12 protein-coding genes are annotated in these 15021 nt (G+C 62.5%); 11 read left to right on the top strand and 1 reads right to left on the bottom strand.

Annotation, left to right across the window (positions count from 1 at the left end; genetic code table 11):
* The gene (locus KIT02_RS03865; RefSeq protein ID WP_297582449.1) at positions 1 to 1536 is read left to right on the top strand and encodes a Ppx/GppA phosphatase family protein; all 1536 of its coding nucleotides are present in this window, start codon (positions 1 to 3) and stop codon (positions 1534 to 1536) included.
* 5 nt (positions 1537 to 1541) lie between these two features.
* On the opposite strand, the gene rnd is transcribed toward KIT02_RS03865, so the two are convergent.
* Positions 1542 to 2711 (bottom strand): ribonuclease D, encoded by a 1170-nt coding sequence (gene rnd, locus KIT02_RS03860; protein ID WP_297582447.1) that lies wholly within the window; start codon positions 2709 to 2711, stop codon positions 1542 to 1544.
* Positions 2712 to 2900: 189 nt separating this feature from the next.
* Here rnd and aspS point away from each other — a divergent pair, with 189 nt between their 5' ends.
* The 10 genes from aspS (at position 2901) to KIT02_RS03810 (ending at position 14910) form a co-directional block, all read left to right on the top strand.
* The gene (gene aspS / locus KIT02_RS03855; protein WP_297585101.1) at positions 2901 to 4670 is read left to right on the top strand and encodes an aspartate--tRNA ligase; all 1770 of its coding nucleotides are present in this window, start codon (positions 2901 to 2903) and stop codon (positions 4668 to 4670) included.
* Between the two features lie 163 nt (positions 4671 to 4833).
* Positions 4834 to 6438 (top strand): EAL domain-containing protein, encoded by a 1605-nt coding sequence (locus KIT02_RS03850; RefSeq protein ID WP_297582445.1) that lies wholly within the window; start codon positions 4834 to 4836, stop codon positions 6436 to 6438.
* 103 nt (positions 6439 to 6541) lie between these two features.
* Entirely contained in the window at positions 6542 to 8827 is a 2286-nt protein-coding gene (locus KIT02_RS03845; RefSeq protein ID WP_297582443.1) for an NADP-dependent malic enzyme, read from the top strand.
* Positions 8824 to 9114 carry a Dabb family protein gene (locus KIT02_RS03840; RefSeq protein ID WP_297582441.1) on the top strand — a complete coding sequence of 97 codons (291 nt, stop codon included), beginning with the start codon at positions 8824 to 8826 and terminating at the stop codon, positions 9112 to 9114. Before KIT02_RS03845 ends, KIT02_RS03840 begins: the two co-directional genes overlap by 4 nt.
* Before the next feature lie 55 nt (positions 9115 to 9169).
* A complete protein-coding gene (locus tag KIT02_RS03835) occupies positions 9170 to 10141 on the top strand; it encodes a ribose-phosphate pyrophosphokinase (RefSeq protein ID WP_297582439.1) in 972 nt (323 codons plus the stop codon).
* Positions 10142 to 10198: 57 nt separating this feature from the next.
* Positions 10199 to 10597 (top strand): septum formation initiator family protein, encoded by a 399-nt coding sequence (locus KIT02_RS03830; protein ID WP_297582436.1) that lies wholly within the window; start codon positions 10199 to 10201, stop codon positions 10595 to 10597.
* A gap of 111 nt (positions 10598 to 10708) precedes the next feature.
* Positions 10709 to 11728 (top strand): pyruvate dehydrogenase (acetyl-transferring) E1 component subunit alpha, encoded by a 1020-nt coding sequence (pdhA, locus tag KIT02_RS03825; protein ID WP_297582434.1) that lies wholly within the window; start codon positions 10709 to 10711, stop codon positions 11726 to 11728.
* Between the two features lie 10 nt (positions 11729 to 11738).
* Complete coding sequence (locus KIT02_RS03820) at positions 11739 to 12131, top strand: hypothetical protein (RefSeq protein ID WP_297582432.1); 393 nt, start codon at positions 11739 to 11741, stop codon at positions 12129 to 12131.
* A gap of 1 nt (position 12132) precedes the next feature.
* Entirely contained in the window at positions 12133 to 13524 is a 1392-nt protein-coding gene (locus KIT02_RS03815; RefSeq protein WP_297582430.1) for a pyruvate dehydrogenase complex E1 component subunit beta, read from the top strand.
* Between the two features lie 12 nt (positions 13525 to 13536).
* The gene (locus tag KIT02_RS03810; RefSeq protein WP_297582428.1) at positions 13537 to 14910 is read left to right on the top strand and encodes a pyruvate dehydrogenase complex dihydrolipoamide acetyltransferase; all 1374 of its coding nucleotides are present in this window, start codon (positions 13537 to 13539) and stop codon (positions 14908 to 14910) included.
* Positions 14911 to 15021: the final 111 nt, after the last annotated feature.

The following is a 15021-nucleotide window of genomic DNA, read 5'->3' as shown; positions in this document are numbered from 1 at the left end:
TTGACGCAATTCTGGGGCGTTGACGCAGACCCCACCGCGCAGGGGCGCCTCAAGGGTGCCCGGCCGGTGGCGGTGCTGGATATCGGGTCGAATTCGGTGCGCTTGGTGGTCTATGAGCGGCATGCCCGCGCGCTGACGCCGCTGTACAATGAAAAGGCCTCATGTGCGCTGGGCCGCGGCATTGCCAAGACGGGACGGCTGGCCGACGACAACATGGCCAAGGCTCTCGAGGCCATGAAGCGGTTCGAGCTGGTGTCGCGCATGATGCGGGTCGGCAAGATCTATGTGCTGGCGACGTCCGCCGTTCGCGATGCGGCGAACCGGCAGGAGTTTGTCGCGGCAGTCGAAGCCATTCTCAAGACGCCTGTCCGCGTTCTCGATGGCGAGGAAGAGGCCCATTACGCTGCCCTGGGCGTCGTGGCGGGCATTCCCGGTTTCCGGGGAATTGTCGGCGACCTTGGGGGCGGGAGCCTCGAGCTGTCGCATATTTCCAATGGTGCCGATACGGACGGGCAATCGTTCGAACTGGGCGTTATTCGCCTCCAGGACGATGCTCAGGGATCGCCCGTGCAGGCCGCCGAGATTGTTCGCGGGCGGCTGGCGAAGTCCATTCTATCCGGGTGTGAGAAAGGCGGCCGGTTTGCCGCCATTGGTGGCACCTGGCGTTCACTGGCCAAGCTGCATCAGGCCGAAACCAAGTACCCGCTCTATATGGTGCAGGACTATGTGGTGCCGGCCACCGACATGATCGCGTTCTGCGAGCATATCGTCAAAGCCGACTCGCTCAAGTCCTATCCGGGCTCGTCCGATGTCAGCAATTCCCGGCGGGAGCTGGTCCCCTTCGGTGCGGCAGTGCTGGCCGAGGTGCTCAAGGCGGGCACGTTCGAAAGCGTGGTGTTTTCGGCGCTGGGGGTCCGCGAAGGCTATTTGTTCGGGATGCTGGACGAGCGCGAGCGCGCGACCGATCCGCTCATCCAGGGTGCCGAAGAGCTGTCGATTCTGCGGTCACGGTCACCGGCTCATGCGGATGATCTGATCGAGTTCACTGGCAACTATCTCAGCGTCGCCGGAAGCAGGGAGACTGCCGAGCAGACCCGGCTCCGCCGGGTTGCGTGCCTGCTCGCCGACATTGCCTGGCGGTCGCACCCCGATTACCGGGGTTCGCAGAGCATCGACTCCATCGCCTATGGCTCGCTGACAGGGGTCGACCATCCTGCCAGGGCCTTCCTGGCTCAGGTCATGGCAGTCCGCTATGACGGGCTCAAGGCCAAGGGGGCCTCGCCCCTTGCAGTGCTGGGGGACCCGGAGATGATCACCCGGGCCAAGACGATCGGGGCATTGTTCAGGGTTGCCTATCCGATGACGGCGGCCATGCCGGGCATTCTGCCGCGCATTGCTTTTTCGGTGCGCGAGGACACGCTGGTGCTGAGAGTGCCGGTTGACCTGGCATTTCTCAATGGCGACCACCTGCGTAATCGATTGAGGCAGTTCGGCGATCTTGCGGGCTACAAGGCCACGGCGATCGAAATCGCCTGATCCTGCTACTCGGCCGCCTGGGCCGGGTTCACCGCAATTTCGAGAATGCCCTTGCGGGTGGCGACCAGGCCGATCTTGCCATGCTTGAGGGACAGCGCCTTTTCGCCGAACAGCTTGCGCCGCCAGCCCTTGAGCGCGGGAACATCGGCCTCGTCGTCGAGCACCAGGGCGTCGATTTCGTCTGACGTGGCGATGATTCTCGCGGCCACGCCATGCTGTTCGGCCACGGCCTTGAGCAGAACGCGCAGGAGATCGCCGACCGCGCCCTTGGGCGATGGCCCGCGATAGCGCTCCGGCATGGCCGGCAGTGCCGACTTGGGCAGGGCATCGACCTCCTTGAGCAGCGCAATGATCTCGCCGGCGGCGCTGCTGCGGCCGTAGCCGCGCGGCACGGCCCGCAATTTCTCGAAGGCATCCGGGGTGAGGGGACGCTGGGTGGCCAGCTCCTGCAACACATCGTCCTTGAGGACGCGGCTGCGCGGTTGATCGGTATCCTGCGCCTTCTGCTCGCGCCAGCGTGCCAGCACCTTCAGCGCGGCCAGATCGCGGGGACGGTTGAATTTCATCTTCAGCCGTTGCCAGGCCTGCTCGGGCTGCACGACATAGGTGTCGATGCTGCGCAGAACCGTGAGCTCGTCCTCGACCCAATCGCCGCGCTTGGTCGATTCGACCTGCTGGCGCAGCTCGCGGTAGATGTCACGGAGCCAGGTGACGTCGGCCAGGGCATAGGTGCTCTGCTTTTCGGTCAGCGGACGTGCCGACCAATCGGTGAAGCGGGACGACTTGTCGATCTCGACATTGCAGATCGCCCGCACCAGGCTGTCATAGGAAGCGCTATCGCCAAAGCCGCAGACGCTGGCTGCGACCTGGGTGTCGTAGATATTGGCAGGCACCGCTCCCGTCAGCTTGACGAAGATCTCGATATCCTGCCGCGCGGCATGGAAAACCTTGGTGACGTCGGGATTGGCTAGAAGGGCAAAGAAGGGCGCGAGGCGGATATCGGGCGCCAATGGGTCGATCAGCACCGCTTCTTCATCGGTCGCCACCTGGATCAGGCAAAGGCGCGGCCAATAGGTCGTCTCGCGCAAAAACTCGGTATCGACGGTAACATATTCAAATTTTGCAGCGCGCTCGCAAAATGCCGCAAGCGCATCTGTGGAAACAATCGGGTCCATGCCGTCTTCTGTCCAAAAAAAGTCAATATTCTTCCTAGCAGGTGCGCGCGCGTTGCTCCACCTTCGATTTTCCTTGGGTTTCCGCGAAGAAGCCGGTATGCCCCTTTCCTTGACATTGGGGATGCGCCATGCGCTTTTCCCGCCCGAGAATCCTGCCTTTCCTTAGCAAATCCGAGCCTGACCATGACGATACATCGCTACCGCACGCATACCTGTGGCGCCCTGACGGCGAGCGATGCCGGCAATTCCGTCCGCCTGAGCGGATGGGTGCATCGCGTTCGTGACCATGGTGGGCTCCTGTTTATCGACCTGCGCGACAACTACGGCATCACCCAATGCGTGATCGATCCCGATTCCGCGGCGTTCTCGATGGCCGAAAAGGTGCGTTCGGAATGGGTGCTGCGCATCGATGGCGAGGTGAAGCTGCGCGATGCGGCGGCGGTCAATGCCAACATTCCAACCGGCGCCATCGAGGTCTTCATTCGCGAGATCGAAGTGCTTTCGGCCGCCAAGGAACTGCCGCTGCCGGTCTTTGGCGACCAGGACTATCCCGAGGATGTCCGGCTCAAATACCGCTTCCTCGATCTGCGCCGGGAGAAGCTGCATACCAACATCCTCAAGCGCACCAAGATCATCTCGGCTATGCGCAATGGTATGGGCGAGGCCGGTTTTACCGAGTTTTCGACGCCGATCCTGACGGCCTCGTCGCCGGAAGGCGCGCGCGATTTCCTCGTGCCCAGCCGCATCCATGCCGGCAAGTTCTTTGCGCTGCCCCAGGCGCCCCAGCAGTACAAGCAATTGCTGATGGTGGCCGGGTTCGACCGCTATTTCCAGGTGGCGCCGTGCTTCCGTGACGAAGACCCGCGCGCTGACCGCCTGCCGGGTGAGTTCTACCAGCTCGACCTGGAAATGAGCTTCGTGACCCAGGAAGACGTGTGGAACACGGTCGAGCCTGTGATCACCGACGTGTTCGAGAAATTCGCCGACGGCAAGCCGGTGACCCAGGGATGGCCGCGCATTCCTTATGAGACCGCGGTGCGCAAATACGGCTCGGACAAGCCCGACCTGCGCAATCCGATCGAGATGCAGGAAGTGACCGAACATTTCCGCGGGTCCGGCTTCAAGGTTTTTGCCGGGCAGATCGAAGCCGACGACAAGGTCGAAGTCTGGGCCATTCCCGCCCCGACCGGCGGCAGCCGCGCATTCTGCGACCGCATGAACGCCTGGGCCCAGGGTGAGGGCCAGCCGGGTCTCGGCTATATTTTCTTCAAGGACGGCGCCGGGTCTGGCCCGATCGCCAAGAATATCGGCGAGGAGCGGACAGAGGCGGTCCGGACCCAGCTTGGCCTGGCCGATGGCGATGCGGTGTTCTTCGTCTGCGGCCGCCCGGAAAAGTTCTACAAATTTGCCGGCGAGGCCCGGAACAAGGCTGGTTTCGATCTCAACCTGGTGGACACCGAGCGGTTTGCCCTGTGCTGGATCGTGGACTTCCCGTTCTACGAGTGGGACGAGGAAGAAAAGCGCGTTGACTTCGCGCATAACCCGTTCTCCATGCCACAGGGTGGCCTGGATGCCCTGGAAAACCGCGACCCGCTGTCGCTCAAGGCCTACCAGTACGATGCGGTGTGCAATGGCTACGAAATCGCGTCCGGGTCGATCCGTAACCAGGAACCTGAGACCATGGTCAAGGCGTTCGAATTGACCGGCAAGTCGCGCCAGGAAGTCGAAGAGCAGTTCGGTGGGCTTTACCGCGCGTTCCAGTATGGGGCTCCGCCCCATGGTGGTGCGGCGTTCGGTATCGATCGCATCGTGATGCTGCTGTGCGGCGTGCAGAACCTGCGCGAGATCACTGCTTTCCCGATGAACCAGCAGGCCGAAGACCTGCTCATGGGCGCGCCGAGCCAGGCCAATGCCAAGCAATTGCGCGAACTCAGCCTGCGGCTCAACATCCAGAGCTGATTGCCCAAAAACGTATCTGCGCAAGGGGCCGGCAAGTTGATTGCCGGCCCCTTCTTCATGCCGCGGGGCAGGGCCCACTTCAGTGCTCGTTAATCAGCGTTAATGATGCGTAAAGCCTTGATTGCTATGCCCTAGAGGTCGCTTTCTGGGGTTGGATTCGCGCGTGAGATCCAGACTGTCCCACATCCTGATGCTGCTCGGCGCGATCCTGGCATTCGCGCCGATTGTCGCCGTGGATTTTGTGCTGGACGCCTATGTTCGCTATCGCGAAGAAAATGTTTCCCAGCAATATGTTGACGAGCTTTCATCATACATCAATGCAAGAACGGGTGATGCGGTAACGGCGCTTCGGGGCGTCATTTCGGCTAGTCCATCGCTGTGCACGCCCACCTTCGTGGCCAATGCGCAGGGCGCCATCGAGCGCTCGGTCAATCTGAAGCAGGTGCTGGTGGAGAACCTGGATGGGGTTCAATATTGCGATGCCTATGGACGCGACGTGGATTATTCGCCGCTGTCCGATCCACTCCCGGTGCCGAGCCTGACAGAAACCATCTCGGTCGTTCGCCTTGGCGAGATGGAAGGCCCCGCCCTCAAGGTCACCCAGACATTCGGTCAAACCCGTAGGGTATCGGTGTTTGTGCCGGTGCTGGGGCAATCCCAGGACGCAATGGCTTCGGTTTTGCCCGAAGCGGCCGTGCTGCGCGTGTCACTGACCAGTGGCGTGCCGATCGTGGCGATCGGGGACACGTCGCGGCTGGATCAGCGCAGCGACGCCGCAGAACTGGTGGCTGCGCAGGGTTATGCGGGGCAATTCCCGATCAAGGTGGAATATGCAGCGCCCTTCGCCTTGCTGCGGGGCGGCTATGCCGACCTGGACGTCACGTTCACAATCTTGGCGTGCCTGGGCAGTGCGCTGATGTTGCTGGTTATCCTGCAATTCGTACGCAAGACGCGCGTGCCGGCCTTCAACCTGGAACGCGCCATCGGCCGCAGCGAGATCAAGCCCTATTACCAGCCAGTCATCAACCTGCGCACCGGCGCGCTCATGGGCTGTGAAGTCTTGTGCCGGTGGGAAAAACCCAATGGTGAGGTCGTGCCTCCGGGGGCCTTCATCGAATATGCCGAAGCCACGGGCCTCGCCATTCCGATGACGCTCTCGCTGATGCAGCAGGTGCGGCACGATCTGGGCGACCTGTGCCTGGCGATGCCCGATCTCAAGGTCTCGATCAATCTCTTCGAGGGCCATTTCCGCGATGGGGGCGTGGTCGAGGACGTGCAGGCCATCTTTGGCGGCTCCAATATCAGTTACCGCCAATTGGTGTTCGAGATTACCGAGCGGCGTCCGCTGGCCAACAATGTCGTCACCACAAGCGTGATTTCGGGCCTGCACGCGCTTGGAGCACGGCTGGCAATGGACGACGCGGGAACGGGACACTCCAATCTGGCTTATCTGGCGACCCTTGGGGTCGATGTCATCAAGATCGACCGGATCTTCGTCGACATGATCAAGCCGGAGACCAGCCAGGTGCCAGTTCTGGACGGGCTCATTTCCATGGCCAAGGACCTCGATTGCGAAATCGTGGCCGAAGGCGTCGAAACCGAAGCCCAGGCGCACTACCTGCGGGCTCGCGGCGTCGTGCAGGCGCAGGGTTATATTTTTGCCCCCGCCCTACGTGTCGGCGCCTTCCGCGAACTGGCAATGGCGCTTAAAGGCGTCGATCCGCAGGCCGATGGCGGCAGTTCGGCCAAGGTGGCCAGCGCAGCCTAAATCCATGGCATCGATTGCAGGGTGCGTCCGCGTGGCGGTTGCCCCTTTTCATTGACGGCGATTGGTGGCACCTACGCCTGCAATAGCCAGGCGGGAGGATTTTTTGTCCACAGACCACAATGAACAGCGCAAAGCGCTGCGGGAAGCAGCGCTGCATTTCCATGAGTTTCCCAAGCCCGGCAAGCTTGAAATCCAGCCGCTGAAGGCGCTCGGAAACCAGCGCGACCTGGCTCTGGCCTATTCGCCCGGCGTGGCGGCACCCTGCGAGGAAATCGCCCAGACGCCCGAATCCGTGGCGCGCTATACCTCGCGGCAAAACCTGGTCGCGGTGATTTCCAACGGCACGGCGGTGCTGGGCCTGGGCAATATCGGTGCGCTGGCCTCCAAGCCCGTCATGGAAGGCAAGGCGGTCCTGTTCAAGAAGTTCGCCGGCATCGACGTGTTCGATCTGGAAATCGATGAGATCGCGCCGCAAAAGTTCATCGACGCCGTGGCGCCGCTCTGGCCGACCTTTGGCGGCATCAACCTCGAGGATATCCGCGCACCGGATTGTTTCGAGATCGAGGAAACGCTGCGCGAGCGGATGCCTATCCCGGTTTTCCACGATGACCAGCATGGCACAGCGATCATCGTTGGTGCTGCGGTGCTCAACGGGCTCGAACTGGCGGGCAAGAAAATCGAGGAGGTGAAGATCTGCACCTCCGGGGCAGGGGCAGCGGCCATTGCCTGCCTCAATGTGCTGGTGGCGCTCGGCGCCAGGCATGAGAACATCTGGGTGGCCGACAAGGACGGTCTCGTCACGCACAAGCGCAACGACGTCAACGACAAGTGGCGCGGGCAATTCCGCCGCACCAGCGATGCCACGAGCCTGGCGGAGGTGATCGATGGCGCGGACGTATTCCTTGGCCTGTCGGCCGCCGGCGCCCTAAAACCCGAGATGCTGGCGAAGATGGCGCCAAAGCCGCTGATTCTGGCGCTCGCCAACCCGAACCCCGAAATCATGCCGGAACTGGCCAAGGAGACGCGGCCCGATGCCATGGTGTGCACAGGGCGCTCGGATTACCCGAACCAGGTCAACAACGTTCTCTGCTTCCCCTTCATCTTCAGGGGCGCGCTCGACGTCCACGCGACGACCATCAACGAAGAGATGAAGCTTGCGGCCGTGCGGGCCATTGCCAAGCTGGCGCATGAGCCGGGCCTCGAGGTATCGCCTTCCGGGGCACCGGCCGTCTATGGACCCGAGCACATCATCCCCAATCCCTTCGACCAGCGGCTCATCCTGCGCATCGCCCCGGCCGTGGCGCGGGCCGCGATGGAATCGGGCGTGGCCAAGCGGCCCATCGAGGATTGGGACGCTTATCAGGATGGGCTGAACCGCTTCGTGTTCCGCTCCGGCCTGGTCATGAAGCCGATCATCGACCGCGCCCAGGGCAAGGGCAAGCGCGTGGCCTTCGCCGATGGCGAGGACGAGCGCGTGCTGCGCGCTGCGCAGGTGCTGCTGGAAGAGCGTATCGCCCGGCCGATCCTGATCGGGCGCCCGGCCGTGCTCGAGGCCCGTATCGAGCGGTTCGGGCTTTCCATCCGGCCCGGCGTCGATTTCGAGGTGATCAACCCTGAAGACGATCCACGCTACCGCGATTACGTCGGCCTGTTTCATTCCCTCGTCGGCCGCAACGGGGTCACGCCCGACACGGCCAGGACCATCGTGCGCACCAACACAACGGTGATCGGGGCCCTGGCGGTCAAACGCGGCGAGGCGGACGGCATGCTGTGCGGGTTGCAGGGGCGCTATATCAAGCATGTCCGCGACATCCGCTCGATCATCGGGCTGCAGCCGGGCGTCAGCGACGCTGCGGGCCTGTCCATGCTGATCATGCCAAAAGGCGCATTCTTCCTCACCGATACCTATGTGAACCAGAACCCCGGCGTCGACGAAATCGTCGCCATCACCCTGCAGGCGCGCGATCACCTCAAGCGCTTCAACATCGAGGCGCGTGCCGCGCTGCTCAGCTACTCGAACTTTGGTTCGCGTGACGGCGACAGCGCCTTCAAGATGCGGGAGGTCTATCAGAAGCTCAAAGTCGTGGCGCCCGACCTCATCGTCGAAGGCGAAATGCAGGGCGACCTGGCGCTCAATGCCGGTCTGCGCGACCGTTACGTGCCGGACTCGGTACTGCGCGGCGAAGCCAACCTGCTGGTCTTCCCCGATCTCGACGCCGCCAACCTGTCCATGACCCTGCTCAAGGAAATGACCAGCGCCCTGGCCGTTGGACCCATCCTGATGGGGACCAATGCCCCAGCGCATATTCTAGCGCCATCGGTCACCAGCCGCGGCATCGTCAACATGGCCGCAATCGCGGCCAATGAGGCCGTGGGGATCGGGGAATGATCCGGCACACGGTGGTCTTTACGCTCAAGCACGCTGCGGGCTCGCCCGAGGAGCAGGCTTTTCTCGGCGATGCGCTCATTCTCGAGCGCATTCCGGGCGTCGAAAAGTTCGAGCGGCTGCGGCAGGTGAGCCCGAAGGCCGATTTCGACTTCGGTTTCTCCATGGAGTTTGCCGATCAGGCGGCATACCGGTCCTACAATGATCATCCTGATCATGTGGCCTTTGTGCGCGACCGATGGGTGCCCGAAGTCCTGCGGTTCCAGGAGATCGACTACGTTGCACTTTGACGCCCAGCAGTGCTAAGTGCCCGCAGGTCGTAGTCATAGCCAGCCGAGGACCATGATGAACCAGATCGCTGTGTTCAGTGGGAGTGCGCATCCCGGTCTGGCGGAAGAAATATGCTCGGCCCTGGGCGTTCCGCTGCATCCGACGCGGCTGAGCCGGTTTTCCAATGACTGTATCGAAGTGCAATTGCAGGCCAATTGCCGCGAGCAGGACGTTTTCATCGTCCAGACCTTCAGTGCTCCGGTTCAGGATCACCTGACCGAATTGCTGCTGATGCTTGATGCGGCGCGGGGTGCATCGGCGGCGCGCATCACTGCGGTCATTCCGCACTATGCCTATGCCCGCTCCGACAAGAAGGATGCGGCCCGCATTTCGATCGGTGGGCGGCTGGTTGCCGATCTCCTCAAGACCGCCGGCGCCGACAGGGTGCTGACCATGACGCTGCATTCGCCGCAGGTGCATGGCTTTTTCAGCGTGCCGGTCGATCACCTTCATGCGCTGAACGAGCTGGCGCAGCATTTCCACAGCCGCGACCTGAGCAATACCGTGGTGGTGTCGCCGGACCTCGGCTATGCGAAAACCGCGGCCGCTTTTGCGCGCAAGCTTGGCAGGCCCGTGGCGGCCGGCGCCAAGGAGCGCATTTCCGACACGCAGGTCCATATTTCGGCGATCATCGGGGAAATCCGCGACCGCGACGTGATTGTCCTCGATGACGAGATCGCCAGCGGCGGCTCGATACTGGAATTGCTCAAGCATCTGCGGGCAGGGGGTGTGCGGTCGGTGCGCATCGCCTGCACGCACGGCATCCTGGCCGGAGACGCCGTCCAGCGCCTGGCGGATGAAGCGGGCGTTGTCGAAATTGTCTGTACGAACACACTTCCCAATGCCCAGAACTACCCCAATGACAAGTTGACCGTGCTCTCGGTCGCGCCGGCACTGGCCGAGGCCATGCGCCGCATCAATACCGGAGAATCGGTCAGCGCCTTGTTTGCCGAAGGGGCGCAGGTCGGACCGTTGGCCGCCGAATAGGAAACGGGGCATTAATCCCTGGTCCTGTAGGGTGGGTCGTCCACAACCGGATTGACCATGCCCACCCGACTCAAGCGACCTGCGTTCTGGCGTCCTCTGGCTCTGACCGTGACCTTGCTCGCCTTTCAGGGCTATCTGGGCTATTCGGCGATATCGGGCCAGTTCGGCATTGAAAGCCACGAAACCATCGTCGCAGATATCAAGGTGCTGGAAGATCGCAGCGCTGCGCTGCAGGTTGAGATCGACACGTTCACGCACCGGATTTCGCTGATGAATCCACGGCACCTCGACCCTGACCTCGTGGTCGAACGGGCGCGGGCGCTGCTGAACATGGCCCATGCAGACGACATTCTCGTCATGGTCAATCCGCAGAACGGTAAACCAATTTCCGGTAAATTTGAAGAATTAATCGATGATGAGTTAATCTCGATTATTCAAGCAGATTCAACGCTCTAAGTCGCGCGCTTTTCTCCTGACCGGCAATGTTATTGCGCGAACGCTTGCGCTATAGTGCCCGTCGTGGCCTGATCGGCCAAGCGGCAAATCCCGACCCAAGCGGAGAGTAGCATGGCGCGCAAGGCGACGGCCACCAAGGCCAAGACGCAGCCCAATGTCCCCCAGTTTACGCAGGAACAGGACCTCGAGGCCTTCCGCGAAATGCTGTTGATCCGGCGTTTCGAGGAAAAGGCCGGCCAGCTCTATGGCATGGGCCTGATTGGCGGTTTCTGCCACCTCTATATCGGGCAGGAAGCAGTGGTGACCGGGATCACCATGGCCTCCGAAAAAGGCAAGGACGCGCAGATCACCGGTTATCGCGACCATGGCCACATGCTGGTCATGGGCCTCGATCCCAAGGGTGTCATGGCCGAATTGACCGGACGGCAGGGTGGCCTGTCGAAAGGCAAGGGCGGCTCCATGCATATGTTCTCCAACGAGCACCGCTTCTACGGCGGCAATGGCATCGTGGGCGCGCAGGCTTCGCTCGGAACGGGCCTGGCCTTTGCCAGCAAATATACCGGAGACGGTTCGGTATCGATCACCTATTTCGGTGATGGTGCCGCCAACCAGGGCCAGGTCTATGAGAGCTTCAACATGGCCAAGCTCTGGAACCTGCCGGTCGTTTACATCATCGAGAACAACAAATACGCCATGGGCACGTCCATCGAGCGCGCGGCCGCGACCACCGACATGTCGCAGCGCGGCCTGTCGTTCAACATTCCCGGCGAACAGGTCGACGGCATGGATGTGCGCATGGTCTATGACGCTGCCAAGCGCGCCATCGAGCACGCCCGGTCCGGCAAGGGCCCCTACATCCTCGAAATGCTGACCTATCGCTATCGCGGGCACTCCATGTCCGACCCGGCCAAATATCGCAGCAAGGATGAGGTCACCAAGTACCGCCAGGAGCGCGACGCCATCGAGCAGGTGCGGGCGCGGCTTTTGGAAGGCGGCAAGGTCGACGAGGAAGACCTCAAGAAGATCGAGACGGAAATCCGCGCCATCGTGACGGAAGCCGCCGATTTCGCGACCAATGGCGCCGAGCCGGATCCCTCCGAGCTCTGGACCGACATCACCATCGACGCCTGATCCCGCTGCCATGTCCATCCTGCTCGGTGTCATCGTCCTGTTCGCGATCCTGTCGGCCACCCTGGCCGGGATGCAGGCCATTGCGATCAATCGACTGGCGCCGGCAGGAGAGTGGCGTGGCTGGGTACTCGGCTGGTGGCGCTTTGACGAGATTGCGCAACGCGCCGGTCTCGGCGGCGAAGAAAACGCCGCGATCTACAAGCGGGCCGTGATCGCCACTGTCATTTTCGTCGTGTTCGGCCTGGTTCTGAGCGGCTGGACCCTGCAACAGCGCCCCCAGGGCGCGGCCCATATCGGGCAGTACACATTCGATGGCGGGCAGAATGACATCGCCGCCGTGACCAACAACGCTATTTTCCGCCCTGTGGCCCCGACGCCCGGCGCGACCTTCGTGGAGAGCTGATATGCCCCAAATCCTCATGCCCGCCCTGTCGCCGACCATGGAAGAGGGAAAGCTCGCCAAGTGGCTGGTCAAGGTCGGTGATACAGTCAAATCCGGCGATGTGCTGGCCGAGATCGAAACCGACAAGGCGACGATGGAAGTCGAGTCGGTCGATGAAGGCGTGGTCAAGGAAATCCTGGTCGAGGAAGGCACAGAGGGCGTGAAGGTGAATACGCCGATCGCGCTGGTGCTGGCCGATGGCGAAGAGGCCGGTGAAGCGCCGCCGGCAGCGCCCGCTGCGGCCGAAGAGCCGGCGCCCAGCATGGTCCAGGCCGAAGCTCCGGCAGAAGCCCCGGCCAGCGTGCCTGCTGCCGCCGAAGCCCCCAAGTTCGTCGCCCAGAACGATCCCGATCTGCCGGCCGATGTCGAAATGGTCGAGATGACCGTGCGCCAGGCGCTGAACGAGGCCATGGCCGAGGAGCTGCGCCGCGACAAGGACGTCTTCATCATGGGTGAGGAGGTCGCCGAATATCAGGGCGCCTACAAGATCACCCAGGGCTTGCTGCAGGAGTTTGGCAAGGAGCGCGTCATCGACACGCCCATCACCGAACATGGCTTTGCCGGTCTCGCCGTCGGCGCCGCCTTTGCCGGCCTCAAGCCGGTCGTCGAGTTCATGACCTGGAATTTCGCCATGCAGGCGATCGACCAGATCATCAATTCCGCCGCCAAACAGCTCTATATGTCCGGTGGACAGGTGACCGCGCCCATGGTGTTCCGTGGTCCCAATGGTGCGGCCGCCCGCGTCGCCGCCCAGCACAGCCAGGATTATTCGGCCTGGTACAGCCATGTTCCCGGCCTCACCGTGATCGCGCCCTATAGTGCTGCCGACGCCAAGGGGCTGCTCAAGGCCGCCATTCGCTCGCCGAACCCGGTGGTGTTCCTCGAGAACGAAATTCTCTACGGCTCGACCGGCCTTGTGCCCAAGGTCGACGATTTCGTGCTGCCCATCGGCAAGGCCCGCATTGCCCGCAAGGGCGCGGATGTCACCATCGTCTCGTTCTCGATGGGGATGCGTTACGCCACCCAGGCCACCGAAAAGCTGGTCGCGGCCGGTGTCGATGTCGAACTCATCGACCTGCGCACCCTGCGGCCGATGGACAGCGATACGGTCATCGAATCGGTCAAGAAGACCGGTCGCCTGGTCACCGTGGAAGAGGGCTGGCCGCAGGGCGGCATCGGTTCGGAGCTGTCGGCGCGCGTCATGGAACAGGCTTTCGATTATCTCGATGCGCCGGTCATGCGCGTCACCGGCAAGGATGTGCCCATGCCCTACGCCGCCAACCTCGAAAAGCTGGCGCTGCCCAACGTTGATGAAGTGATCGCGGCCGTCAACGCCGTGACCTATCGCTCGTAAGGAGACCAAGGGATGCCAATCGATATCACCATGCCGGCGCTCTCTCCGACGATGGAAGAGGGCAAGCTCGCCAAGTGGCACGTCAAGGAAGGTGACAGCGTCTCCTCGGGTGACGTGATAGCCGAAATCGAAACCGACAAGGCCACGATGGAAGTCGAGGCCGTCGACGAAGGCAAGATCGGCAAGATCCTCGTTGCCGAAGGCACAGACAATGTGAAGGTCAATGCCGTCATCGCCGTGCTGTTGCAGGACGGCGAGGATGCCAGCGCCATCGGGGCAGGGGGCGGCAAGGCTGCCGATGCGCCGAAGGCCGAGGCGCCCAAGGCAGAGGCTCCGAAAGCCGAGGCGTCGAAAGAGGCCGCGCCTGCGGCCGCTCCGGCAGCGAACAATGCCAATTCTGGTTCAAGCGCTCCCGCTGCCAAGGCGGCTGCTGCGCCTGCAAAGGCAGAGGGTGGCCGCGTTTTCGCTTCGCCGCTGGCCAAGCGTCTCGCCAAGGAGGCCGGGATCGACGTGGCCGCCATTTCCGGCACCGGGCCCAAGGGCCGCGTGGTGAAATCGGACGTGGAAGCTGCCAAATCCGGCAAGGCGCCGCTCAAGGCGGCTGCGTCGGCCGCTGCACCGGCTGGTGCAACCCTGTCGGCGGGCCTCAGCAAGAACCAGGTCATGGCCATGTTCGAGGAGGGCACCTATGAGGCCGTTCCGAACGATGGCATGCGCAAGGTCGTGGCGGCACGTCTCACCGAAAGCAAACAGACCGTTCCGCATTTCTACCTGACGCTCGACTGCAAGATCGACGCCCTGATGGCGGCGCGCGAACAGATCAATTCCACCGCGCCCAAGGGCAAGGACGGCAAGCCGGGCTTCAAGCTGTCGGTCAATGATTTCGTGATGAAGGCCTGGGCGGTCGCGCTGCAGCGTGTGCCGGCGGCCAATGCGACCTGGGCCGGGGATTCCATCCTCTATCACAAGCGCTCGGACGTCGCGGTTGCCGTGTCCGTGCCCGGCGGCCTGTTCACCCCGGTGGTAAAGTCGTGTGATACCAAGACCCTGCGCGAAATCTCTGACGAAGTGAAGGACCTGGCGACCCGTGCCAAGTCCAAGAAGCTCGCTCCGCATGAATATCAGGGTGGCTCGTCCTCGGTGTCCAATCTGGGCATGTTCGGCATCAAGCACTTTGCCGCCGTGATCAATCCGCCGCATGGCACCATCCTGGCTGTCGGCGCCGGCGAAGAACGCGTTTATCCGGAGAACGGCCAGATCAAGATCGGCCAGTTCATGACCGCCACGCTCTCCTGCGACCACCGCGCCGTCGATGGCGCCCTGGGTGCGGAAGTGCTGGGCGTCTTCAAGAGCCTGATCGAAAACCCGGTGATGATGCTGGCGTGAGGATGTTCGACGTGGCCTCGCTCGTTTTTCCACGGAGTCATTCCCGCGAAAGCGGGAACCGCCGTTTGACGATGCAGGAGAACGAAAACAGAGGTTTCCGCTTTCGCGGGA

The sequence above is a fragment of the Devosia sp. genome, assembly GCF_025809055.1.
In the GTDB taxonomy this organism is placed as follows: domain Bacteria; phylum Pseudomonadota; class Alphaproteobacteria; order Rhizobiales; family Devosiaceae; genus Devosia.
The sequence above is the reverse complement of the archived record's forward strand: the minus strand, read 5'-3'. Positions and strand labels throughout refer to the sequence as shown.